Raw genomic sequence first — 22090 nt, 5'->3', positions numbered from 1 at the left:
CGTCGCGGGGTGGAGCAGTTCGGTAGCTCGTCGGGCTCATAACCCGAAGGTCGCAGGTTCAAATCCTGCCCCCGCAATCATAAATAATTCAAGGTTGAACTTTGAATTATCTGGTCCCGTGGTGTAGCGGTTAACATGCCTGCCTGTCACGCAGGAGATCGCGGGTTCGATTCCCGTCGGGACCGCCATTTAAATCAAATATATATGGCTCAGTAGCTCAGTCGGTAGAGCAAAGGACTGAAAATCCTTGTGTCGGCGGTTCGATTCCGTCCTGAGCCACCATTTTTATTCAAACAATGTAGTAGAAATACATGGCGGCTATGGCGAAATGGTTAACGCATCGGATTGTGGCTCCGACATCGTGGGTTCGATCCCCACTAGTCGCCCCTTATATTTTTGTGCGGGTGTAGTTTAGTGGTAAAACCTCAGCCTTCCAAGCTGATGATGAGGGTTCGATTCCCTTCACCCGCTCCAACTTTTTTATGGGCCTGTAGCTCAGCTGGTTAGAGCACACGCCTGATAAGCGTGAGGTCGGTGGTTCGAGTCCACTCAGGCCCACCATTCCGCAGTAGCTCAGTGGTAGAGCTATCGGCTGTTAACCGATCGGTCGTAGGTTCGAATCCTACCTGCGGAGTTTATAATTTGGGGAAGTACTCAAGAGGCTGAAGAGGTGCCCCTGCTAAGGGCATAGGTCGCGTGAGCGGCGCGAGGGTTCAAATCCCTCCTTCTCCGCCATATTATAATATTTACTAGTACATGGCCCCTTGGTCAAGCGGTTAAGACACCGCCCTTTCACGGCGGTATCACGGGTTCGAATCCCGTAGGGGTCATAATAAGCATGTAAAAAGACTATCTACGAATGATAGTCTTTTTACATGCTTATTTTATATAGCTCTAACTTTTTAAAAGTTTCACTTGTCTAAAACCCTACTCTAGCGCATAGTGTACCTCTATCAAAAAGCAGAAGCAAAAGCAAAAGAAAATGAATGTGTTTCAATTCTACTTTGTCCCAGTATTATCCCATATTCTTGTTGCACAACAATGCGATAATGAGCTAGAACACTTCTGTTTTCTTTATGAATGCTGATCGTCGTCTACATAGCCATCTGTTTTTTTATATGGAATGTCTCCAAAAGGTGTTTCAGTACCCGCATCGTCTAATTTATCTTCATATGCTTTTAATTCATCTGACTGAAATACTTCCCTGCTATTACCGCTTATATCAGTTGCGGAGAAGGCTTCATATTCCTCTGTAAAACCATCTTTGATTTCCGAATCATATAATTCATTATAATCATCAAAATCTCCTTCAAAATCCGAAGGTGTTTCTGATGTCCCATATTTTGCAACTTCCTGGAAACTATCCTGGTAGTCTCTTACGTTTCCTTTATGCCGCCCCGCGAAGGAATTATCCATTGCAGGCCGCAGAATTTCCTCTTCCACTGGCCGGTCACCAGGCAATATTTGTTCCTCAGAATGTTCGACGCACCTTGTTGTATAGGGGATGACTTCAAGTCTTTCGAAAGGTATTTCCATACCGCATTCTGTACATTTCCCATAGGTTCCTTCTTCCATTGCTTGTAAGGCGATATTTACCTTATCTAATTCGTTTTCCGCGTGAATGGAGAGGGCAAGATCTTTTTCCCTTTCGAATAATTCAGTACCCATGTCCCCGGGATGATTATCATAAAGAGATAATTCACCGGTACTTTCTCTTACATTATTTTCTTCTATCGTTGTTTGTTCTTCTGTTATTTTCATTTGCTCTTGTTGTATGATAAGCTCCTGTTTTAACTGTTCTAACTGTTTGTCTGTTATCACACCCACCACTTCCTTTGTTTAGTAATCGTTATAGTATGGTCGAAAATAGGGTTTGTTATTTACTGTTTTCCTACTCTTTCATGATGTTAAACATATCAAAAGCTGTTCAATAAAAAAAAGCATTGCCATAAAATGGACAAGTGCTTTTTAAAAAGACTTCAGTATGTTTGCTGGAACATTTTTTCTGTAGCTAAATATTGAAGTTCGTCTCGATTTATTATAGGTAACTGATAAATATCCCGATAGACATAAGAAAGCCGAAAATGGTATTGGTTTGCGCTGTTGCTTTCATCGCAGGCATCATCTCTATCGGTGCAGTTTTACCCACAAATCCTTTAACTGCATTATATGCTTTAGGGATACTAATAAAAGTAATTAAAAGCCAAGAGGATGCATCAGTAACAAAAATTAGAAGCACAATCCAAGAATAAGATAAGATAAACAAACTTGCTAAAAATTTAATCGCGTTTTTTCTTCCAAATAAAATAGCAAGTGTTTTTCGACCGTTTACTTTATCTCCATCTAAGTCACGGATGTTATTCGCCAACATAATGGTTCCGATTAGTATCGATACGGGGATCGATACAAGCATACTTTCCTTCGAAATATATCCTGTCTGAATAAAAAAGGATATTTGGATAATAACAACTCCCATGAAAAAACCTGATGTTAATTCTCCAAACGGAGTATAAGCAATAGGTCTCGGCCCCCCGGTGTAAAAATATCCTATAGCCATAGAGACGGCTCCAACCACTGCTATCCACCAGCTACTGCTTGCGGATATATATATACCGAGTAGTAAAGCTAATCCAAAGAATGCCAACCCAATACCCAAGACGGTTTTGGGCTTGACTCCATTTCTAACAATAGCACCCCCGATTCCTACCGAGTTTTCATTGTCGAGTCCTCGTGCATAATCAAAGTACTCATTGAACATATTTGTTGCAGCTTGGATGAGTAGGCTAGCAACTAACATTGCTGTAAATAGTAAGAAGTGAATCGCATTATCATTTATTGCTAAAGCAGTACCAAGCAGAACTGGAACAAAAGCGGCAGTAAGTGTATGTGGCCTGGTCAACTGCCACCAAATCCGCCATCCTTTATCTGAAGGAACAGCTGTTTGTGTTTGAAGATTCATTAAGATGTCGCTCCCTTATAATAATAAAGTGAAAATATATAAATGCTCACCTATTAAATTGTAGGTAATGATTGAGGTAGTGTCAATCTATTTCCACATTATCTTACTATAACTAACGAAATTTAGATGTTAAGTATGAATGCTACATTTAGTGTGCTACTTCATATATAATAAAGAGGTAATATAAATGAAAAGATTGGCGCTTTAGGAGAGATTATTTTGTCTAAAATATTATTGCAATCAAACATTGATACAGTTTTACAGCAAGTTAACCATAAAAGCAAAACAAAGCTATTCAGTTATACACAAAAAATAAATACATGTGATCCTATCTTATTTTACCAAGGTAATCAGCATTTATTTAAGGGAAAAGCTTTTTTTTGGAAAAGTCCGGATGAAGACTTTTGTCTTGTTGGACTTGGTGCAGCACATGTTGTCAAAACAAAAAATAGTATGAATAGATTTAATTACATGGAACAAAAATGGAATGAACTTTGCGAAGAAGCAGTGATTGAAAATCCATTTGATATATCCGGAACTGGTCCATTACTGTTTGGCGGTTTTTCTTTTGATCCAAAAAGTACAAAGGATAAAGTGTGGGAATCATATGGTCAATCTTTGTTTTATTTGCCTAAATATATGTTGACGGAAGTAGATGGTTTATTTTATATAACCGTCAATAATTATTGTACATCGGACGAAGCATGTACAACGATAGAAGCATCTAAATTATTTATTGATGAGCTATTGGAAAATGCTGTTGCCCATCCATCAAAGCCAGCGTCAATTGTAAAAAAACAAGAGTTAGGTACAAATGAATGGGTGGAGACAGTTGGAGATATCGTAGATGCTTTAAAACAAACAAGTCTTCAAAAAGTTGTTTTGGCTCGAAAAATGCGACTTGAGTTTTCGGAGCATGCTAATATACCATTTGTTTTACAACAACTAGTAGCACAGCAACCTAATAGTTTTATTTTCGCACTTAATGCTGAAAAAAGTTGTTTTTTAGGTGCTTCCCCTGAAAGATTAGTGAAGAAGACAGGAAGTGAAGTATTATCAACAAGTCTTGCTGGCTCTATTGAAAGAAGCACTGATCCACAAGAAGATAAGCGGCTTGAAAAACTGCTATTACATGACCATAAGAATCTTTTTGAACATCAACTTGTCGTTTCGATGATAGAAGATGCTTTAAGACCATATTGTAATGAGATTAATATTCCAAGTATGCCTAAAATAATGAAAACGCCCGATATACAGCATTTATATACCCCCGTTGTTGGAAAGATGAGATCTGGAAATTCCATTCTTGATATTGTTGAAGAGCTTCACCCTACACCTGCACTTGGTGGTGTCCCAACTACAGATGCGATGGAAATAATTCGAAATAAAGAAGGCATGGATAGAGGGTTCTATGCTGCACCAATTGGTTGGTTCGATTACCGGGACAATGGTGAGTTTATTGTCGCTATCCGTTCTGGGCTTTTCCAAGAAGAAGAGGCTCATTTATTTGCTGGTTGTGGATTAGTGTATGACTCTAAACCTGAAGATGAATTAATTGAAACAAGGATAAAATTTCGTCCAATGCTACGGGCTACAGGAGGTAAAACGGTATGAATGATCGAGAAGCACTAACTAGCTATTTGGCATCATTTGTAGAAGGTCTTGAACAATCCGGAATAAAAGATGTAGTAATTAGCCCAGGTTCACGTTCAACACCACTGGCATTATTATTTGCGGAACACCCAAATATTAATATTTACGTGAATATTGATGAACGGTCAGCAGGTTTTTTTGCACTTGGAATAGCTAAAGCTTCTAGAAATCCTGTAGCCCTACTTTGCACGTCAGGTACTGCAGCAGCGAATTATTATCCGGCAATAGTTGAGGCTAATTTATCACGTGTGCCATTAATAGTATTAACAGCAGATAGGCCACATGAATTACGTGATGTAGGAGCACCTCAAGCTATTGACCAAATCCATCTATATGGTAGCCATGTTCGCTGGTTTGCAGAAATGGCAATTCCTGAATTTGGAAGTTCAATGGAAAACTATGCAAAAACAGCAGCAGTCCGTGCTGTTACAGAAGCACAAGGATTGCCTTCAGGCCCCGTGCATTTGAATTTTCCATTGCGTGAGCCACTTTTACCACAACTGCAACCATCCCCTTTTGATCCTAAAAAGGAAGTTATTAATCAAAAGGAAATCCAATCAGGCGAGCTAATATTATCGGAGTGTGTCTATCACGAACTTGCGGGTGAATGGCTGGGATATGAGAAGGGGCTCATCGTCTGTGGACCTATTGACCAGCCCGATTTTAACAATGCTGTAACTAAATTAAGTGAAGTTCTTGGATTTCCAATTATAGCTGATCCATTATCCCAATTACGAAGTGATTCTATATCAAATGCACAAGTAATTGATAGCTATGATGCGATACTAAGGTCGGAACGAGCACACTCAGATCTTCGCCCGGAACTAATTATTCGTTTCGGTAATCTTCCGGTTTCAAAGTCACTTTCCAAATATTTACAAAAAAATGAAGATGTGAAGCAAATAGTTGTTGATGGTGAACGTGGTTGGCGTGATCCGTATCATATTGGAAATGAAATGATTTATTGTGATGAAGTAACTTTATGTAAAAGAATTTCTGATGTTGTTATGAAAAAAGAAAAGTCAGAGTGGTTTTCGAAGTGGCTAGAAATGAATCAGATTGTAAAAAATGTCATTGATGTTAAGTTAAATCAGGAAATAAAGCTTGACGAAGGTAAAGCTATCATGGAGCTATCTAGATGGATTCCAGAAAATAGTACAATATTTGTCGGCAATAGTATGCCAATTAGGGATATGGATACTTTTTTTTACACAAATAATAAAAATATTCGTGTGATGGCTAATCGAGGCGCAAATGGTATAGATGGAGTCGTTTCAACAGCGCTTGGTTCATCCTTATACTCGCATCCACTATTTCTCGTAATCGGCGATTTATCTTTTTTTCATGATATGAATGGATTATTGGCAGCGAAATTATACAAACTAAATATAAATATTATTTTATTAAACAATGATGGTGGGGGGATTTTTTCCTATTTACCACAAGCGGGAGAGCCAAAGCATTTTGATGTCTTATTTGGAACACCGACTGGGTTAAATTTTGAGCATGCGGTCAAGTTATATCATGGTCAATATACAAAGATAAATGATTGGGAATCTTTTCGCGTGGCGATTTTAGATACAGGGATCGATAAAGGTTTGAATGTGATTGAAGTTCCAACTGATCGCGCGGAGAATACTAACAGTCATCGCCAAATTTGGGGACAAGTTTCCCAGGAAATAAACAAATACTTACAAAGTGATGAAAAATGATTATAACTGTCGATGAATTAAAATACAATGTCGAAGTTATTGGTAGTGGACCACCGCTAATACTGTTACACGGTTTTACAGGGGATATAACTACCTGGAATAACCTGGCTGTTCAAATAAAAAGAAAGTATAGTATCATTTCGATTGATATTATTGGACATGGACAAACAGATTCACCAATTGATATCAATAGATATGAAATAGAGCATGTGGCACACGATATAAAGAGCATGATGAAAGAACTAAAAATAGATCAGGCACATATACTTGGCTACTCTATGGGAGGGCGACTAGCACTTAGCTTTGCGATGCTTTATCCGCAAAAGGTGAAAAGTTTAATACTAGAAAGTAGCTCACCAGGCCTTAAAACGCATGAAGAGAGAGAAAAGCGTAAACAAAGTGATACATTATTAGCCAAACGAATAATTGATGAAGGAATGGAGGTGTTTGTTAATTTTTGGGAAAAGATACCTTTGTTTTCTTCGCAGCAACAACTACCTCATGACATACAAGAACATATTAGGCAGCAAAGATTAGCGAATACTGTCCATGGTCTTGTCAACAGTTTAAAGGGAATGGGAACTGGTTCGCAACCTTCTTGGTGGGAAAGGTTAAATGACCTACATATGCCGATTAAGTTAGTTTGTGGTGAACAGGATGAAAAGTTTTGTAAGATTGCTAAAGAGATGCAATTAAAGCTTTCAAATGCAAAATTGGTTGTAGTAAAAGGTGTAGGGCATGCAATTCATGTGGAAGAGCCTGAAATGTTTGGTACAATAGTAGAGGGGTTTTTATCGGAGATTAACGAGCAGTAAAACCGAGGAATATTAGATAAGCATACTGGCGTTTAGACTCGATTGGTTCACTCATCAAAAAATGGGAAGACAAAACCCTTAGGTGTTTCACTTTATCAGAATATACATATGGGAGGAATAAAGATGGCAGTTGAATGGAAAACGGTAAAAGAATATGAAGATATTCTGTATGAAACATATAATGGGATTGCGAAAATAACGATAAACAGACCAGAGGTGAGAAATGCGTTTCGTCCAAAAACAGTGATGGAACTTATTGATGCATTTGCTTATGCGAGAGATGATTCACAGGTAGGCGTTATTGTACTTGCGGGAGCTGGAGATCTTGCTTTCTGTTCTGGTGGAGATCAGTCAGTTAGAGGACACGGTGGCTATGTCGGAGAAGACAATATCCCTCGTTTGAATGTTCTTGACTTACAAAGACTTATTCGCGTGATTCCTAAGCCTGTAGTGGCAATGGTATCAGGCTATGCCATTGGTGGAGGCCATGTGCTCCATGTGGTTTGTGATTTAACAATTGCAGCAGACAACGCTGTTTTCGGACAAACAGGACCGAACGTAGGTAGTTTCGACGCTGGGTACGGTTCAGGCTATTTAGCACGTATTATCGGTCATAAGAAAGCAAAAGAAATTTGGTTCTTATGCCGCCAATATAACGCGCAAGAAGCACTTGATATGGGATTAGTTAACACAGTCGTACCCCTTGAGCAATTAGAAGAAGAAACAATAAAATGGTGTGATGAAATGCTGGAGAAAAGTCCTACTGCTTTACGCTTCTTGAAAGCAGCATTCAATGCTGATACAGATGGCCTCGCTGGCTTACAGCAACTTGCTGGAGATGCAACACTTCTTTATTATACTTCCGATGAGGCAAAAGAAGGTAGAGACGCATTTAAAGAAAAACGTAAACCGGATTTTGGACAATTCCCTAGATTCCCTTAACAGATGAATTGCCTGTAATCGAAAGTTACTAAAAAAACATATGAGCTTGATGGCTAATACCATCGGGCTTTTCATATTTTTAAAAAGAAGGTGATTTACTGATGGGACAATCTATTCCAAATTGGTTAATGCAGCGAGCATATTTGACTCCAAATAGGACTGGTCTTGTTTATGATGAAAAAAAATGGTCTTTTGCTGAAATGCAAGCAAATGTATGTTTGTTTGCTGGAAAGTTTGCTTCTTTATCTATTACTGCAGGAATGAGAATTGGAATCTTAATGAAGAATAATCCGGAAACGGTGTGGGCTATCCATGCTTTACAGCAATTAGGAGCGGAAATTGTATTTCTGAATAACCGACTTACAAGTGCGGAAATAATTTTTCAATTAAAAGATAGTGCTACAAAAATGTTGGTTTTTCATTCGGATTACGAAATATTAGTTGATCATATTCAAGATGAATGTAAAAGGATTTCAACATATTCTCTTTACGATATAAATCAGCGCAATGCTGTGGAATTCACCATTAAAGATGAATTTCAACTGGATGATGTTTGTTCGATCATGTATACGTCTGGGACGACGGGTAAGCCAAAAGGGGTTTTACAAACGTACGGAAATCATTGGTGGAGTGCAACGGGGTCTGCTTTAAATCTTGGTTTACATGCAGATGATTCATGGCTTTGTGCTGTTCCTTTATTCCATATTAGTGGTTTTTCGATAATAATGAAGAGCGTTATTTATGGGATGCCAGTTTATTTGATGGAGCAATTTAATGAACAGGAAGCAAATACATTACTACAATCGGGAAAAATAACGATTATGTCTGTAGTATCTGCAATGCTAACTCGTATGCTAGCTGTAAATGATGATGCAGAGTATCATCGAAACTTTCGCTGCATGCTATTGGGTGGAGGTGCGGCAAGGCTACAACTGCTTGAAATATGCAAAAATAATGGTATACCAATATTTCAAACCTACGGAATGACAGAAACAGCATCTCAAATTGTCACCTTATCTCCGGAAGATAGTTTATTAAAGCTTGGTTCAGCAGGCAAACCTTTGTTTCCGGCACAAGTAAAAATTACTCTTGACACTGGGAAGGAAGCCAATCCTGGAACCCCAGGGGATATTATTGTAAAAGGCCCTAATGTTACTTACGGTTATTTAAATCGAAAAGAAACGAATGATCAATCCTTTCATGAAGGGTGGTTTCGTACAGGTGACATCGGTTATTTAGACCAGGAAGGTTTTTTATATGTATTAGATAGAAGGTCCGATTTAATTATTTCAGGCGGAGAGAATATTTATCCAGCGGAAATAGAGGCGGTTCTTATGGATAGGAATGAGATTAAAGAGGCTGGAGTTATCGGTGTCGATGATCCAAAATGGGGGAAGGTTCCGTATGCCTTTATTGTTTCTGATTATGAGTTGCTGGAAGCAGATGTTCAAAATTATTGCCGGAAAAAACTAGCTGCATATAAGATACCGAAGCGGGTTATCCAAATAAAATGCTTGCCACGCAATGGGACAAATAAAGTAATGCGCCACCGCTTACTAAAGTATATTCCTAAAAAGCAATAGGCAGCGCACGCACTACCTATTGCCTTTTTATCCCGATCTTTTTTTAAGGTTTAAGACTCCCGTCTCTAAGCGAACGTAGGTGGGATTCCACGAAATTTCAGCTTGCTGAAACGAGTTCACTTTGCTTCGAATGTTTGACAATCGGTCTCATGCTCGGTTTCCGCGATTTTCCCGGTCCGGCTTACAACATAAATTCGGTCAGCTGAACATTGATTTCCTTTTTTCCAGAAGTGACAGTTTTCCACTTCACATAAAACATCTTCAGCCATACGTATCACTCTCCTTATTGGTTTTAGATGATACATATATAGCATCTGTAGTGAAGTCAAGCTTATACTGGAAAATTAAACAGTATGCAATGCTTTAGTAAAAACTTCTCCGTATTGAATAAAGAGTAACTAGTAATTAGCTTTTTTTATATTTTATTTTAGTAATATCTGGCACTGGATCAAATCCGCCTGGATGGAAAGGATGGCACTTTACGATACGTTTGACAGTAAGCCAACCACCGCGAATAGCCCCAAACTTTTGAATTGCTTCCATACCGTAATGAGAGCAGGTTGGGTAAAATCGGCACGATGGGGGCATCAGCGGGGAGATAACGACTTGATATAAGCGAATCAATTTTGTAAGTATTTTTGCTATCATCTATATCGCTTCTTTCCAAAGTTTCTTGTTACACCATTGTATTAGGGCAGTTATAGCAAATATAATGAAACTGGAATTGCCTATTTCTATTGTAGCATAAAAGAGAAAAATCCCAGAATCAGATTTGTTTAGACTAAGGACATACCGGGTAATATATCCTTAGGAGGAATGATAAAATGGCTGTAAATGAACAAGAAAAATTGGTGGAAATTGTAAATAAACAGGTGGCAAATTGGACGGTGCTCTATACGAAGTTCCACCATTTCCATTGGTATGTTACTGGGCATCATTTCTTTGTACTACATGAAAAGTTTGAAGAGCTATATAATGAGGCAGGAGTGCATATTGATGAGTTAGCTGAAAGGCTTCTTGCTCTTGAAGGAAAACCAGTTGCTACATTATCAGGCTCACTTGAACTTGCAAGTGTACAAGAAGCAAAAGGAGCAGAAAATGCAGATGAAATGGTACAATCTGTTGTCGATGACTTTACCGTTTTAATTGAAGAGTTAAAAGAAGGTATACAGCTTTCCGAAAAATCTGGTGATGATACGACTGGTGATATGTTACTTGCCGTTCATCAAGGCTTAGAGAAGCATAATTGGATGCTAAAAGCATATTTAGGAAAATAACTAAGAATTCAGCGCATATATAATAAAATTGTCATAATAAAAAGCAGCCAAGATTCTGGCTGCTTTATTCTATGTATATTGCTTTAGTGTAGATGCTGGGATGATGAAAAATGATTATCACTGTCTGATTGTTCAAATTTCCCTTTGAGCGTTTCCAGCAAATATAAACGAATGAAATATTGAAGTTCAAAGTCATCCATTTCATTTACCAAACCTAATAGTTCTTTACGATTGTAATGCTCTAAAACAGCAAATGTTATCATGTCTAGGTCTTCTTCGTCACCCGTCAGCTTATCCCGGTACATAGCGAATAATTCGTCGACAAGCCTCATAATGTTTCACCTCTTTTATTATAAAATTATCATCCCATATTAACACCTTTCAAGCAACTTTTATTTTATCTATACCCGTAAATTCTAAGATCAATCCGTTATTTGCAAAAGTCCCTTAAGAATAAAATAAGTGAAAGTGCAGCAAAATATGCATATGAATGTAATATTTATTAAAAAGGTGGGTTTGAATTGAATAAAACTGTTTATTATATTGCTGTTGGTCCGGGAGAAATTATGAGTATACCAACTGCGTCTCCTTGGCAATTTAAAATAGAAGCAACCGATGAGGAAATTAGGAAATTAAGAGCAATTTTTGATGCAAATGCTAATAATAGTTCAGCGGATTTTTTGCGAGCACATATTCCGTTTCGTGAGTACCATAATGACCCAACAAATGATATACATGATAATAATTTACTTCATGTATATGAGATGATTTATCAGTTGGGTGACGAAGAAGCAAAGGGGCATATTGAAAGTATGGGAATATTAACAAATGATAAAATAGAATAAGAAAAAGCCTGAATTCGGCTTTTATGCTGTCTAGAAGTCTTGGAGTTTTTCTAATCTTTTGCCGCCTAAATTACTGGTCGCTCAGTATTGTAATAGGTTAATGGCTAACAATTATCCTACATTTGATATTATAACTTCATTCAGCAGAAGTCCCCCACTTCTAAAAGTGGCGGAATGAATGCGATTTACCTAATTCAGTGGGAGTGCAAATTCCGGCTGAATGAAGTGAAAGCCTCCGGCGGATGTCACAGATTTTTAGAGGAAGTTTATCGAGCGAGCTCGATAAAATCTGGACGCAATTCCGCCCAGGCGGAATTGAAATATAAAAAACATTGCTTCAAGCTTTATAGCTGAAGCAATGTTTTTAAACGTATTCTTACCTTATTCTCCTTCTAATTCACCCATATCGATTTCTTCAGCATTATCAAGTGCGTCTTGTGGTACTTTTATGCTATCTATTTTATTGAAATCTGCAAAATCGGATGAAATATTTTGCATCATATTCATTTTTTGACCTTCCATATCAAGTACAGTCTCCATCTTAATATTCATTTTTGTTGTAAAAAATGTTTCTTTATCAATAAAAATTTCATATTCTACCTTTTTGATGTTCATACCTTCTAATAACTCAGGGTTTTGCATCTCAGGTGGCATAGAATTTATTGCGGTTTCTTTGAAAAAGGAATTAAATTTCTCTCCATTTGCATTTAAATGTAAAATAAATTGTGATTCATTCTGTTTAAAGTCAAAATCATCTACAAATGTTTTCAATTTGTTTGCTCATTTTGCAACTGTAATAATTGCTCTGTCATTTCAACAGGTAATTTAAGCCACTTCGCCTCAGTAGGTTCAAATAAGTAGAAGCCGTCTGTTGTTAAATATGCTTCCATTTCTACATTTTGCTTGCCATTACTTTCGCCCATGTCCATAGAAGTGGTCATTTTTTGATATAGAGTGACAGGATCCATAATAAACTTCATGTCCGCATTCATATTAATGTCAAATTTTTCTCCATCCACTTCCATTTGTTGTTTCATGTTCATTTTAGAAGAAAAACTATTCAGCTCTTTATTAGCCTCTAAAGACTTTTCAAAGACATCCTGTAGTGTAAGCTCACTTTCCATCGCTGTTTGTTTTGGTTCCTTTTGTTCGTTTGTTATTTTATTTTTGTCTTTTTTATCAATAGGCTCCGCAGTTTGGCTGCAGGCTGCAAGGAATACAGTTAAAACTGTTATCAAGCAAAGTGATAATAATTTGTTCATTATGTATTTCATCTCCTCTTAAAGTTAGTAGCAAATCTATTATGACTATATGTACGGACTTACGTAGCCAAAGGTTTCGAAAAAAGCTAGAAATATGTCGAAGGCACTATATCTACATGCTGAATAGGTAAATAGATACAAAAGTATATGGTGTAAGATGTATAATAAATAGGAGCTGTAAATAAAAAATAAAAGGAATAATAAGATGAGAGAATTTTATGATGTGAATAATAATAAAGTATTTCTTGCCTTTAAACGATCATCTTTCCCTATGGATGCACGTCATGTATTTGTTATTTCGCGATACCGAGAAAAATGGCTATTAACGAATCATGCTCAGAGAGGATTAGAATTTCCAGGGGGAAAGAGAGAGGTAGGTGAGACAATTGAGGAAGCCGCACGAAGGGAGGTCAGTGAAGAAACAGGTGGAATCATAAAAACACTTGTGTATATAGGGGAATATTTAGTTGAAGATAAACACCTTGGCCATTTTGTCAAGGCAATCTATTTTGCAGAAATGACAGCATTACAGAAAAAAGAAGGTTATCTGGAAACCTCGGGACCAGTTTTAGTGGAAGGTAATATTATTTCTAAGGTAAATAGTCCAGAATATAGTTTCATTATGAAAGATGAAATTGTTCCAGCTGCAATTGCTAAAATAATCGAATTAGGTCTATTGTAAACAAAATGTAAGTCCTACATTTACTGAGCAAACTGTGAGTAAAGAATTGTGCTGCACTATCTCTCGGTTTATGGCCAAAAGAACATAGGGATAGGTATGCCACGTCTTGGTGTCGCTAGACATGGTAACTCAATTTTTTTGAAGTCGGATCTATAAAATACATACTGCAATAAATGGCTGTCGTATTGGACAGCCATTTTTTCAATCAACGTCTTTCATTATCTTTTTTTCTAGCCATTCAACGGCTTGGTACATTAAGGTGGCAAAAATGGCAATCAGGAGTAAAGAAAGCATAACGAGTGTGAAGTTAAATACTTGAAATCCATAAATAATCATGTAGCCTAGACCTTTAGCGGAAACGAGGAATTCACCAACGATTACACCAACCCAAGATAACCCAACATTGACTTTTAATGTTGAGATGATTGTCGGAAAGGAAGCGGGTAGTATGGCTTCTTTAAACATTTGCTTTCTAGTAGCTCCGAATGTATGCAGTACCTTCAAGTAATTTTCATCCACATTGCGAAAAGCAGTATAAACAACGATTGTCGTGATGATGACAGAGATAATCGCACCCATTGCAATGATCGATGTAAATCCCGGACCGAGACCAACAATTAAAATAGGACCAAGGGCAATTTTAGGCATTGCATTTAAAATAACGAGATATGGATCAAGGATTTTAGAAAGAAAAGGGGACCACCAGAGTGTTGCAGCAAGTAGTGTACCGAGAACCGTTCCAATAATAAATCCAAGTACCGTTTCAAAAACAGTAACACCCAAATGTGTGAAAAGTGAAGCATCTGCTATCTTTTCTATGAATAGGTTGACGATCTTTGATGGAGAACTGAAAATGAGCGGATCAATCCAATGGAATCGGCTCGCAACTTCCCAAAAAGAGAAAAATACAATAAAAATAAGTAATTGATAAAAAAACACCCATTTTTTCTCTATCGCTAATCTTTGCTTATATTGTGTGTGAAGGAGTCCAAGATTTACTTTTTTATTCAAGTGACTCCAGCTCCTTCCAAATCGTTTGAAATAAATGATTGTAAGCCTCTTTGCTGCGAACATCAAAAGGCTTTAGTAATCGTAGTTCGTCTGGCATTGTAAATATTTTATAAAGTCGACCTGGTTTTGATGAGAAAAGTAGGATCCGATCGCTCATTGAAATAGCTTCTCCAATATCATGGGTTACAAGTACCGCTGTCTTCCCGTATTCTTTCAATGTTTGAAACACAAGGTCTTCCAATTTTAGTTTTGTTTGATAATCTAGCGCAGAGAAAGGTTCATCTAATAGGAGAAGTTTAGGATTAACAGCCATTGTTCTTGCTAAAGCTGCACGCTGTCTCATTCCTCCTGATAACTGACGTGGAAACTGTTCCTCGACACCAGACAAACCAACTTCCTGTAGAAATGCTAACGCTGCTTGTTTTGTTTTAGTAGTCAATTGCCCATTTAGTTCCAGACCAAGGAAAATATTTTCTTCGATCGTTTTCCACGGGAATAAATAATCCTGCTGCAGCATATAGCCGATGGCATTCATTTCGGAGTCTGGAGTAAATGGATCCATCGTTACCTTTCCTGTTGTCGGGTTAATCAAACCGGCCAATATGGAAAGCATTGTTGTTTTTCCACAGCCACTTGGACCAAGCAGTGAAATGAATTCTCCTTTGTTGATGGAAAAAGAAACATTTTCTAATGCATGTGTGACCGTAGATGGAGAAAAGTAATGGTGGCCGATATTATCTACATGTATAAAACTCATTGTTTCGGCTCTCCCTTCCATTATTGTTTCAGTGAATTTGTGTCTAGTTCCAAAGTCTTATGGCGATTCGCAATTTCGTTTCGTAAGTACCGGTGCATGACATCTACTTTGCCATGTGTGTGGTTTTAGTCGATGCGAGGCAGCGATAACAAGGACACCAGCATTATACTCTATTTTTTATTAATTACTTTATCAACAATTTTTGTATTAACTAATTTTTCGTAATCTACATTTACAGGTAGTTCTCCGGCTTCATCCATAATTGTTTGAAGATTATTCCAGCCATCTTCAGTAAGTTTCATATCTTTCGCAAAGGATCCTTGGCTTTTATAGCGATCCACAACAACAGTCAATGTTTCTACATCTGAGTCTTCGAAATAAGGTTGGACAAGCTTAGCGATATCTTTTGCAGAGTTTTCTTCCACCCATTGTTGTGCTTTATACAGGGCACGAACGAACTTCTCCACAGTCGCTTCATTTTTATCGAGATAGCTTGTTTTGGCCATAAAGGTTGTATATGGTACATGACCAGATTCCTCTCCGAATGATGCGACGATATAGCCTTTTCCTTCTTTTTCAAAGACAGATGCAGTCGGTTCAAATAACTGAACGTAGTCACCTGTACCTGAAGCGAATGCGTTGGCGATATTTGCGAAATCAATATTTTGGATTAATTCTAGATCCTCATGTGGGTTGATGCCGTGTTTTTTCAAAACAAATTCACCAACCATTTGTGGCATTCCACCTTTACGCTGTCCCAGAAAAGTAGAATCTTTTAATTGCTCCCAGTCAAAATTATCTGCTTTTTCCCGCGAAACTAGGAATGTTCCATCCGTTTGTGTTAATTGGGCAAAATTGATGACAGGATCTGTAGAACCTTGAGCGTACACATAAATAGAAGTTTCTGAACCAACAAGCGCGATATCAGCCCCATCAGATAATAAGGTTGTCATCGTTTTATCGCCACCCCAAGCTGTTTTTATTTCGACATTAAGGCCTTCATCTTTAAAAAAACCTTTTTCAACTGCAACATATTGGGGAGCATAGAATATAGAACGAGTTACTTCTGCGACTCTCACCTTTTGTAAGCTAGTTTTTGCTGAACAGGCAGTAATAGCGAGTACAGTACAAGCAGCAATAAGTAAAAAGATGCTAGTTTTGAACCATTTCTTCATATTGGGTTTCCTCCTTATGTGTGCCATGGATGGCAAAAGATAATTAAAGGCTAACATATCGTATGATAGGCGCAGCAATATGTGATAACCTCAAAAGAAAAGCGTAAGCGCCTTGCGAGGATCATCGGCTATTAATACCACATCCGGTGGCAACGCCGAAGTAACCCACGTCAAGTGGGCCTTCGTTCTCGACTTATTGAAATGAGACGCGGGAAGTATACTAATCGATAAGTGGTGAAGCTAGATAAAATAAAAACAAATATCCAATAATGGAGGTGGGAGCTTCGTGAAAAACAAAAAATTAATCTTAGATGTACAAGCGTTTCCTTCACCGAATCCAACGATTCATTTATGGATCGTGACATATTTTTCTTCAGGGCTTAAGGTAAAAGGACTATTAGCTAAGCCAAAGAAACAGGGCTTATACGAAGGATTTTTATATTTAAGAGGGGGGATTAAAAGTATAGGGATGGTTAGGCCAGCGAGGATTGCTCAATTTGCTTCAGAGGGATTTGTTGTGTTTGCACCTTATTATCGTGGGAATCGTGGTGGAGAAGGAAATGAAGACTTTGCAGGGGCAGATCGTGAGGATGCATTCACAGGCTACGAAATATTAAAAAGCCATCCAGCTGTAAAGGAAAATCGTATTCATATATTTGGCTTTTCCCGCGGTGGTGTGATGGCTTTATTTACCGGATTAAAACATAACGATGCAGCATCGATTGTTACATGGGGCGGGGTATCTGATGTAGCACTTACATATATGGAGCGTAAAGATATGAGGAGAATGATGAAGCGGGTGATAGGAGGTTCTCCTCAAACTGCAGCTCAAGCATTTGAGTACAGGACACCTCTATATGAACTAGAAAAAATGCAAGCTCCAGTCCTTATCATTCATGGAGAGTTAGACGATAATGTATCCATAGAACATGCTTGGCGACTCGAAAAAAGATTACAGTCGCTCGAAAAAAAGGTAAATACATGGTACTTTGATACCTATACACATTATTTTCCACCAGTAATTAATCGGAAAATCGTAACCGATTTATGCACATGGATGAAACAACAGGAAAGTCATGTATAATTAGGAACAATAGGCACTTAGGTAATAGTGCTGGCCGCCCTATGATTGCCACGTACTGTGTGGTGCCGGTGGCATCGTGTACATCGGGTCGTTAGCTAAGACACAATAAAGGAACAACAGCTAAGGGCGCCACGTGGTGTGGCAACGCCGTTGTGATCCACGTCGTGTGGGCCAAAATTAAGGAGGGAATTCAATGGGCATGCCGTTAGAGTTAAACACACTGATCGTTACGAAAGGTAAGGAGAAAAGGCAAGAAGAAAACCTCTTTACGCTTGAAAAGTCAGGTTATAGACTGTATCCAATTGATATTCCAATGGAAGTGCGGTATTCGTTAAAAAGTGAAAATCGTGCAACAGCAATTATTCAGAAAATAGAATGGGAAAATGAGAATACGTTGATAACATATCAACTTGTATCATTGCATTCCGTTAATTAATGTAAAGCCGGTATAATAAAAGTTTTATTTGTTGACATGCCATAACTAAGTACGCTATGATTTTGTAATGAATGGATACTCTTATCCTGAGATGGTGGAGGGGCAGGCCCTGTGAAACCCAGCAACCTACTTACAAAAGGAAGCAATTCCAGTAAGAAAGGTGCTAACCTGTTGCAAGGCGAAAGCCTTGAACGATAAGAGTGAAAGGCTCGGCACATGTAATAAAACCTTTCCTCACAGATTTAATAGGAAAGGTTTTTATTTTTTTATAAATAGACACCGTTGCCTTTTATTTATTGCCTGAATGAATAACATCATTTTAGGAAATGAGTATTATTAAAATAGGAAAGATATTAGTGTATAGGAGGATGACCGATGACACATAATCGCCGTTTATTTACGTCAGAATCTGTAACAGAGGGGCACCCGGATAAGATTTGTGACCAAATCTCTGATTCTATATTAGATTCGATATTGGCAAAGGACGCGAATGCTCGCGTTGCCTGTGAAACATCTGTTACAACTGGCTTAGTCCTTGTAGCAGGAGAAATTACAACAAGTACGTATGTCGATATACCTAAAATTGTCCGCGATACGATTAAGGAAATTGGCTATGATCGTGCAAAATATGGATTTGATGCAGAAACTTGTGCTGTACTTACATCAATTGATGAACAATCTCCAGATATTGCAGCAGGAGTAAACACAGCACTTGAAGCGCGTGAAAGAGCGATGTCCGAAGAAGAAATAGAGGAGATTGGTGCTGGTGACCAAGGGCTAATGTTTGGTTATGCTTGTAATGAAACGGAAGAATTAATGCCTTTACCAATTTCGCTTGCACATAAACTTGCATTCAGATTGGCTCAAGTTAGAAAAGAAAGTATACTATCATATTTACGTCCAGATGGAAAAACGCAAGTAACTGTTGAGTATGATAAAAATGATAAGCCAGTTAGAGTTGATACGATTGTATTATCGACTCAGCATCATCCTGATATTAGCTTGGAGCAAATTCAGCAAGATATAAAAGATCATGTAATTACGCCTGTTGTTCCTGCTGAATTACTTGATGACGAAACGAAATATTTTATTAATCCAACAGGTCGTTTTGTCATTGGTGGGCCGCAGGGAGACGCAGGCTTGACTGGGCGGAAAATTATCGTTGATACTTATGGGGGCTACGCTCGCCATGGTGGGGGAGCTTTTTCTGGAAAAGATCCAACAAAAGTGGATAGATCAGCAGCATATGCAGCGCGTTATGTAGCTAAAAATATTGTTGCATCTGGCCTTGCTGATAAATGTGAAGTACAACTTGCATATGCAATCGGTGTGGCGCAACCAGTATCCATTTCTGTTGATACATTTGGAACAGGAAAAGTATCGGAAGATGTGTTTGTTCAGGCCATTAGGGAAAACTTTGATCTTCGTCCAGTAGGGATTATCCGGATGCTAGACCTTCGTCGACCAATTTATAAGCAAACAGCTGCCTATGGACATTTCGGTCGTACTGATATAGATTTACCTTGGGAAAAAACAGACAAAGCAGAAGCAATCAAAGTATCGGCTCAAAATAAATAATTCCATTTATAATAGAGCTGCGTGAAAATGCAGCTCTGTTTTTTTTGTCACTATTGAAATTTTTAGAAAACTTTTTTCCACAGCATATTCACAATTAATACTGCTAAATGAAGTGAAAAGTGTTAGTATTAACAAGTATGCGACGCATTGATTATCTAAACATTGCGCTTGAATAGGATGTTCAAAAAGTCCGGTAAAAATTGCTATCGAATTTCGTTGTCAGCTTCTTCGCTCCTCACTTATGGGAAAGGAACTTCTGTTAAGATCGCTCACGTCCTGTGAGCAACACAGAAGTCAGCACATCCTGTGCAAGTGTTGTGATGCTCGAAGGCTACACTTCCTAGAACTTCTCGGCCCTTTTTATCCTCCTTTTTGAACTCACACTTGAATTTAAATAGAGTAGGTGGCATGTATATGTGCGGTTTTATTGGTTGTATCCATGATCAAGCTTTGGAAATTAAAGCTCCTGATCAAGAATTATTTAAACAAATGAATGATTTAATTACCCACAGAGGTCCAGATGATGAAGGGTATTTTGAAGATGAACATATTCAGTTCGGTTTTCGACGCTTAAGTATTATTGATATTGAAAGTGGTCAACAGCCTTTAGCTTTTGAAAATGAGAGATATTGGATCATATTTAATGGCGAGATTTACAACTTTGTTGAACTCCGTGAAGAACTTGTGAAATCCGGAACGGCATTTCAAACAGCATCAGACACGGAAGTAATCATTGCTTTATACAGTCAAGTAAAAGAAAAAGTAGTTGATAAATTGCGTGGCATGTTTGCTTTTATGATCTGGGATAAAGAAAAACAAGAGCTTTTTGGCGCGCGTGATCAATTTGGAATTAAGCCGTTCTTTTATAAAGAAGAAGCGGGACGAACATTATTTGCATCTGAAAAGAAAAGCATTTTACTCGCGACGGAAGAACAAGATATTAATTATGATGCCTTACAGCACTATATGACATATCAATTCGTACCAGAACCTGACACGATGACAATCGGGATAAAAAAGTTAGAGCCAGGTCATTATTTTACAAAAAAAATTGGTGAACCGATGAAAAAAGTGTGTTACTGGAAAGCATCTTTTCAACCAATTCAAAAATCAGAAGATGAGTTTGTTAAAGAAATAAAAGATGTCTTATATGATTCAGTCAATCTTCATATGCGAAGTGATGTTCCTGTTGGTTCATTTCTTTCAGGTGGCATTGACTCGTCTATTATTGCGTCGATTGCCAAAGAATATCACCCGAATATTAAAACATTTTCGGTTGGTTTTGAACGTAATGGGTTTAGTGAAATAGATGTTGCCAAGGAAACGGCTGATAAGCTAGGCCTTGAAAATATTAGTTATGTGATTACTCCGGAAGAATATATGAAGGAATTACCAAAAATTATGTGGTATATGGATGATCCACTTGCAGATCCCGCATGTGTGCCACTTTATTTTGTTGCACGTGAAGCCAGGAAGCATGTAACGGTTGTTCTATCAGGTGAAGGTGCAGATGAACTATTCGGGGGGTATAATATTTATCGAGAACCACAATCACTCGAAGTATTTAACAAGATCCCTGCAGTCGGAAAATCACTGTTAAGAGGACTCGCTAAAGCACTTCCAGAAGGTGTGAGAGGAAAAAGCTTTATTGAACGTGGTATCACGCCAATGGAAGAAAGGTATATTGGAAATGCAAAAATGTTCTCTGAAGAGGAGAAACGCAAGTTGTTAACTCGATATAATGAAGGGATTGACTACCGCGATATTACGAAGCAGTTATATGCAGACACGATTGGTTATGATCCTGTTGATAGGATGCAATATATCGATATCCATACTTGGATGCGCGGCGATATTTTATTAAAAGCCGATAGAGTAACTATGGCTCATTCCCTTGAACTGAGAGTGCCATTCCTCGATAAAGAAGTGTTCAATATTGCGTCTAAGATTCCGACAAGCTTAAAAATAGCGGACGGAACAACCAAGAATGTGCTCAGGAAAGCTGCAAAAGGAATTGTTCCTGACCATGTACTTGATAGGAAAAAGCTGGGCTTCCCAGTCCCGATTCGTCACTGGTTAAAGGACGAAATGCATGATTGGGTAAAAGAAATAATTAAAAATAGCGGAACAGACCATATTTTAAACAAGAGATATGTTCTTAAATTGCTTGAAGATCATTGTCAAGGAAAAATGGATCATAGTCGTAAAATTTGGACGGCGCTTGTGTTTATGATTTGGCATGCCGTTTATGTGGAAGAGCAATATGATTTTCAAAGTGAATTCAAAAAAGCCGCCGCTCACTAATTTAAGCAAGGGCGG

At 38.0% G+C, this 22090-nt stretch carries 20 protein-coding genes, 9 tRNA genes, 1 pseudogene and 1 riboswitch; of the genes and pseudogenes, 21 read left to right on the top strand and 9 right to left on the bottom strand.

Annotation, left to right across the window (positions count from 1 at the left end; genetic code table 11):
• Nucleotides 1-3 precede the first annotated feature (3 nt).
• The 9 genes from MHB53_RS09590 to MHB53_RS09550 all read left to right on the top strand — a co-directional run bounded on the left by MHB53_RS09590 (nucleotide 4) and on the right by MHB53_RS09550 (nucleotide 830).
• Nucleotides 4-77: transfer RNA gene (locus tag MHB53_RS09590), tRNA-Met, on the top strand.
• 35 nt (nucleotides 78-112) lie between these two features.
• Nucleotides 113-188, top strand: a tRNA-Asp gene (locus tag MHB53_RS09585).
• Nucleotides 189-206: 18 nt separating this feature from the next.
• Nucleotides 207-282 (top strand) — tRNA-Phe (locus MHB53_RS09580).
• Nucleotides 283-314: 32 nt separating this feature from the next.
• Nucleotides 315-386, top strand: a tRNA-His gene (locus tag MHB53_RS09575).
• Between the two features lie 14 nt (nucleotides 387-400).
• A tRNA-Gly gene (locus MHB53_RS09570) sits at nucleotides 401-474 on the top strand.
• 10 nt (nucleotides 475-484) lie between these two features.
• A tRNA-Ile gene (locus MHB53_RS09565) sits at nucleotides 485-561 on the top strand.
• Between the two features lies 1 nt (nucleotide 562).
• Nucleotides 563-634, top strand: a tRNA-Asn gene (locus tag MHB53_RS09560).
• A 10-nt stretch (nucleotides 635-644) separates the two neighbouring features.
• Nucleotides 645-735 (top strand) — tRNA-Ser (locus tag MHB53_RS09555).
• Between the two features lie 23 nt (nucleotides 736-758).
• A tRNA-Glu gene (locus MHB53_RS09550) sits at nucleotides 759-830 on the top strand.
• Between the two features lie 244 nt (nucleotides 831-1074).
• On the opposite strand, the gene MHB53_RS09545 is transcribed toward MHB53_RS09550, so the two are convergent.
• Nucleotides 1075-1821, bottom strand: a complete 747-nt coding sequence (locus tag MHB53_RS09545) for a TraR/DksA C4-type zinc finger protein (RefSeq protein ID WP_340917585.1) — start codon at nucleotides 1819-1821, stop codon at nucleotides 1075-1077.
• Between the two features lie 217 nt (nucleotides 1822-2038).
• On the bottom strand, nucleotides 2039-2959 hold the full coding sequence (locus MHB53_RS09540) for a 1,4-dihydroxy-2-naphthoate polyprenyltransferase (protein ID WP_340917582.1): 921 nt from the start codon (nucleotides 2957-2959) through the stop codon (nucleotides 2039-2041).
• A 219-nt stretch (nucleotides 2960-3178) separates the two neighbouring features.
• Here MHB53_RS09540 and MHB53_RS09535 point away from each other — a divergent pair, with 219 nt between their 5' ends.
• The 5 genes from MHB53_RS09535 to MHB53_RS09515 all read left to right on the top strand — a co-directional run bounded on the left by MHB53_RS09535 (nucleotide 3179) and on the right by MHB53_RS09515 (nucleotide 9664).
• Nucleotides 3179-4573 (top strand): isochorismate synthase, encoded by a 1395-nt coding sequence (locus tag MHB53_RS09535; protein ID WP_340917580.1) that lies wholly within the window; start codon nucleotides 3179-3181, stop codon nucleotides 4571-4573.
• A complete protein-coding gene (menD, locus tag MHB53_RS09530; RefSeq protein WP_340917577.1) occupies nucleotides 4570-6324 on the top strand; it encodes a 2-succinyl-5-enolpyruvyl-6-hydroxy-3-cyclohexene-1-carboxylic-acid synthase in 1755 nt (584 codons plus the stop codon). Before MHB53_RS09535 ends, menD begins: the two co-directional genes overlap by 4 nt.
• A complete protein-coding gene (menH, locus tag MHB53_RS09525) occupies nucleotides 6321-7139 on the top strand; it encodes a 2-succinyl-6-hydroxy-2,4-cyclohexadiene-1-carboxylate synthase (protein ID WP_340917575.1) in 819 nt (272 codons plus the stop codon). Before menD ends, menH begins: the two co-directional genes overlap by 4 nt.
• Before the next feature lie 123 nt (nucleotides 7140-7262).
• A complete protein-coding gene (menB, locus tag MHB53_RS09520) occupies nucleotides 7263-8081 on the top strand; it encodes a 1,4-dihydroxy-2-naphthoyl-CoA synthase (protein WP_340917573.1) in 819 nt (272 codons plus the stop codon).
• A gap of 101 nt (nucleotides 8082-8182) precedes the next feature.
• Nucleotides 8183-9664 carry an o-succinylbenzoate--CoA ligase gene (locus MHB53_RS09515; RefSeq protein WP_340917571.1) on the top strand — a complete coding sequence of 494 codons (1482 nt, stop codon included), beginning with the start codon at nucleotides 8183-8185 and terminating at the stop codon, nucleotides 9662-9664.
• A 116-nt stretch (nucleotides 9665-9780) separates the two neighbouring features.
• On the opposite strand, the gene MHB53_RS09510 is transcribed toward MHB53_RS09515, so the two are convergent.
• Together MHB53_RS09510 and yidD are read right to left on the bottom strand one after the other, a co-directional pair.
• Nucleotides 9781-9933 carry a DUF1540 domain-containing protein gene (locus MHB53_RS09510; RefSeq protein WP_340917569.1) on the bottom strand — a complete coding sequence of 51 codons (153 nt, stop codon included), beginning with the start codon at nucleotides 9931-9933 and terminating at the stop codon, nucleotides 9781-9783.
• Between the two features lie 136 nt (nucleotides 9934-10069).
• Nucleotides 10070-10312, bottom strand: coding sequence for a membrane protein insertion efficiency factor YidD (gene yidD / locus MHB53_RS09505; RefSeq protein ID WP_340917566.1), 243 nt, complete (start codon nucleotides 10310-10312; stop codon nucleotides 10070-10072).
• A gap of 176 nt (nucleotides 10313-10488) precedes the next feature.
• On the opposite strand from yidD, the gene MHB53_RS09500 reads away from it, so the two are divergent.
• The gene (locus MHB53_RS09500) at nucleotides 10489-10941 is read left to right on the top strand and encodes a Dps family protein (protein ID WP_340917565.1); all 453 of its coding nucleotides are present in this window, start codon (nucleotides 10489-10491) and stop codon (nucleotides 10939-10941) included.
• Nucleotides 10942-11024: 83 nt separating this feature from the next.
• Here MHB53_RS09500 and MHB53_RS09495 read toward each other — a convergent pair whose 3' ends face one another.
• Complete coding sequence (locus MHB53_RS09495) at nucleotides 11025-11273, bottom strand: DUF6154 family protein (protein WP_340917563.1); 249 nt, start codon at nucleotides 11271-11273, stop codon at nucleotides 11025-11027.
• Nucleotides 11274-11462: 189 nt separating this feature from the next.
• On the opposite strand from MHB53_RS09495, the gene MHB53_RS09490 reads away from it, so the two are divergent.
• Nucleotides 11463-11786: a hydrolase gene (locus tag MHB53_RS09490; RefSeq protein ID WP_445661414.1), complete on the top strand. Its 324-nt coding sequence runs from the start codon at nucleotides 11463-11465 to the stop codon at nucleotides 11784-11786.
• A 381-nt stretch (nucleotides 11787-12167) separates the two neighbouring features.
• Here the strand turns inward: MHB53_RS09490 and MHB53_RS09485 are convergent.
• Nucleotides 12168-12910 (bottom strand): annotated as a pseudogene (locus MHB53_RS09485) (DUF6612 family protein).
• 343 nt (nucleotides 12911-13253) lie between these two features.
• Here MHB53_RS09485 and ytkD point away from each other — a divergent pair.
• Nucleotides 13254-13730, top strand: a complete 477-nt coding sequence (gene ytkD, locus MHB53_RS09480; RefSeq protein WP_340917561.1) for an RNA deprotection pyrophosphohydrolase — start codon at nucleotides 13254-13256, stop codon at nucleotides 13728-13730.
• A 201-nt stretch (nucleotides 13731-13931) separates the two neighbouring features.
• Here the strand turns inward: ytkD and MHB53_RS09475 are convergent, their stop codons facing one another.
• The 3 genes from MHB53_RS09475 to MHB53_RS09465 all read right to left on the bottom strand — a co-directional run bounded on the left by MHB53_RS09475 (nucleotide 13932) and on the right by MHB53_RS09465 (nucleotide 16673).
• Nucleotides 13932-14741 (bottom strand): ABC transporter permease, encoded by an 810-nt coding sequence (locus MHB53_RS09475; protein ID WP_340917559.1) that lies wholly within the window; start codon nucleotides 14739-14741, stop codon nucleotides 13932-13934.
• A complete protein-coding gene (locus MHB53_RS09470; protein ID WP_340917557.1) occupies nucleotides 14734-15498 on the bottom strand; it encodes an ABC transporter ATP-binding protein in 765 nt (254 codons plus the stop codon). The genes MHB53_RS09475 and MHB53_RS09470 overlap by 8 nt, the downstream gene beginning before the upstream one ends.
• Before the next feature lie 170 nt (nucleotides 15499-15668).
• Nucleotides 15669-16673, bottom strand: a complete 1005-nt coding sequence (locus tag MHB53_RS09465; protein ID WP_340917555.1) for an ABC transporter substrate-binding protein — start codon at nucleotides 16671-16673, stop codon at nucleotides 15669-15671.
• Between the two features lie 286 nt (nucleotides 16674-16959).
• Between MHB53_RS09465 and MHB53_RS09460 the strand changes: the two genes are divergently transcribed.
• The 4 genes from MHB53_RS09460 to asnB all read left to right on the top strand — a co-directional run bounded on the left by MHB53_RS09460 (nucleotide 16960) and on the right by asnB (nucleotide 22075).
• On the top strand, nucleotides 16960-17757 hold the full coding sequence (locus tag MHB53_RS09460) for an alpha/beta hydrolase family protein (protein ID WP_340917553.1): 798 nt from the start codon (nucleotides 16960-16962) through the stop codon (nucleotides 17755-17757).
• A 193-nt stretch (nucleotides 17758-17950) separates the two neighbouring features.
• Nucleotides 17951-18193 (top strand): DUF2584 domain-containing protein, encoded by a 243-nt coding sequence (locus MHB53_RS09455; protein ID WP_340917551.1) that lies wholly within the window; start codon nucleotides 17951-17953, stop codon nucleotides 18191-18193.
• A 78-nt stretch (nucleotides 18194-18271) separates the two neighbouring features.
• Nucleotides 18272-18394, top strand: a riboswitch (SAM riboswitch).
• 174 nt (nucleotides 18395-18568) lie between these two features.
• The gene (gene metK / locus MHB53_RS09450; protein ID WP_340917549.1) at nucleotides 18569-19771 is read left to right on the top strand and encodes a methionine adenosyltransferase; all 1203 of its coding nucleotides are present in this window, start codon (nucleotides 18569-18571) and stop codon (nucleotides 19769-19771) included.
• 414 nt (nucleotides 19772-20185) lie between these two features.
• Nucleotides 20186-22075 carry an asparagine synthase (glutamine-hydrolyzing) gene (asnB, locus tag MHB53_RS09445; protein WP_340917547.1) on the top strand — a complete coding sequence of 630 codons (1890 nt, stop codon included), beginning with the start codon at nucleotides 20186-20188 and terminating at the stop codon, nucleotides 22073-22075.
• Nucleotides 22076-22090 lie beyond the last annotated feature (15 nt).

It is taken from the genome of Bacillus sp. FSL K6-3431, assembly GCF_038002605.1.
Taxonomy (GTDB): domain Bacteria; phylum Bacillota; class Bacilli; order Bacillales; family Bacillaceae_C; genus Lederbergia.
This window is presented reverse-complemented; position numbering and strand designations above follow the sequence as displayed.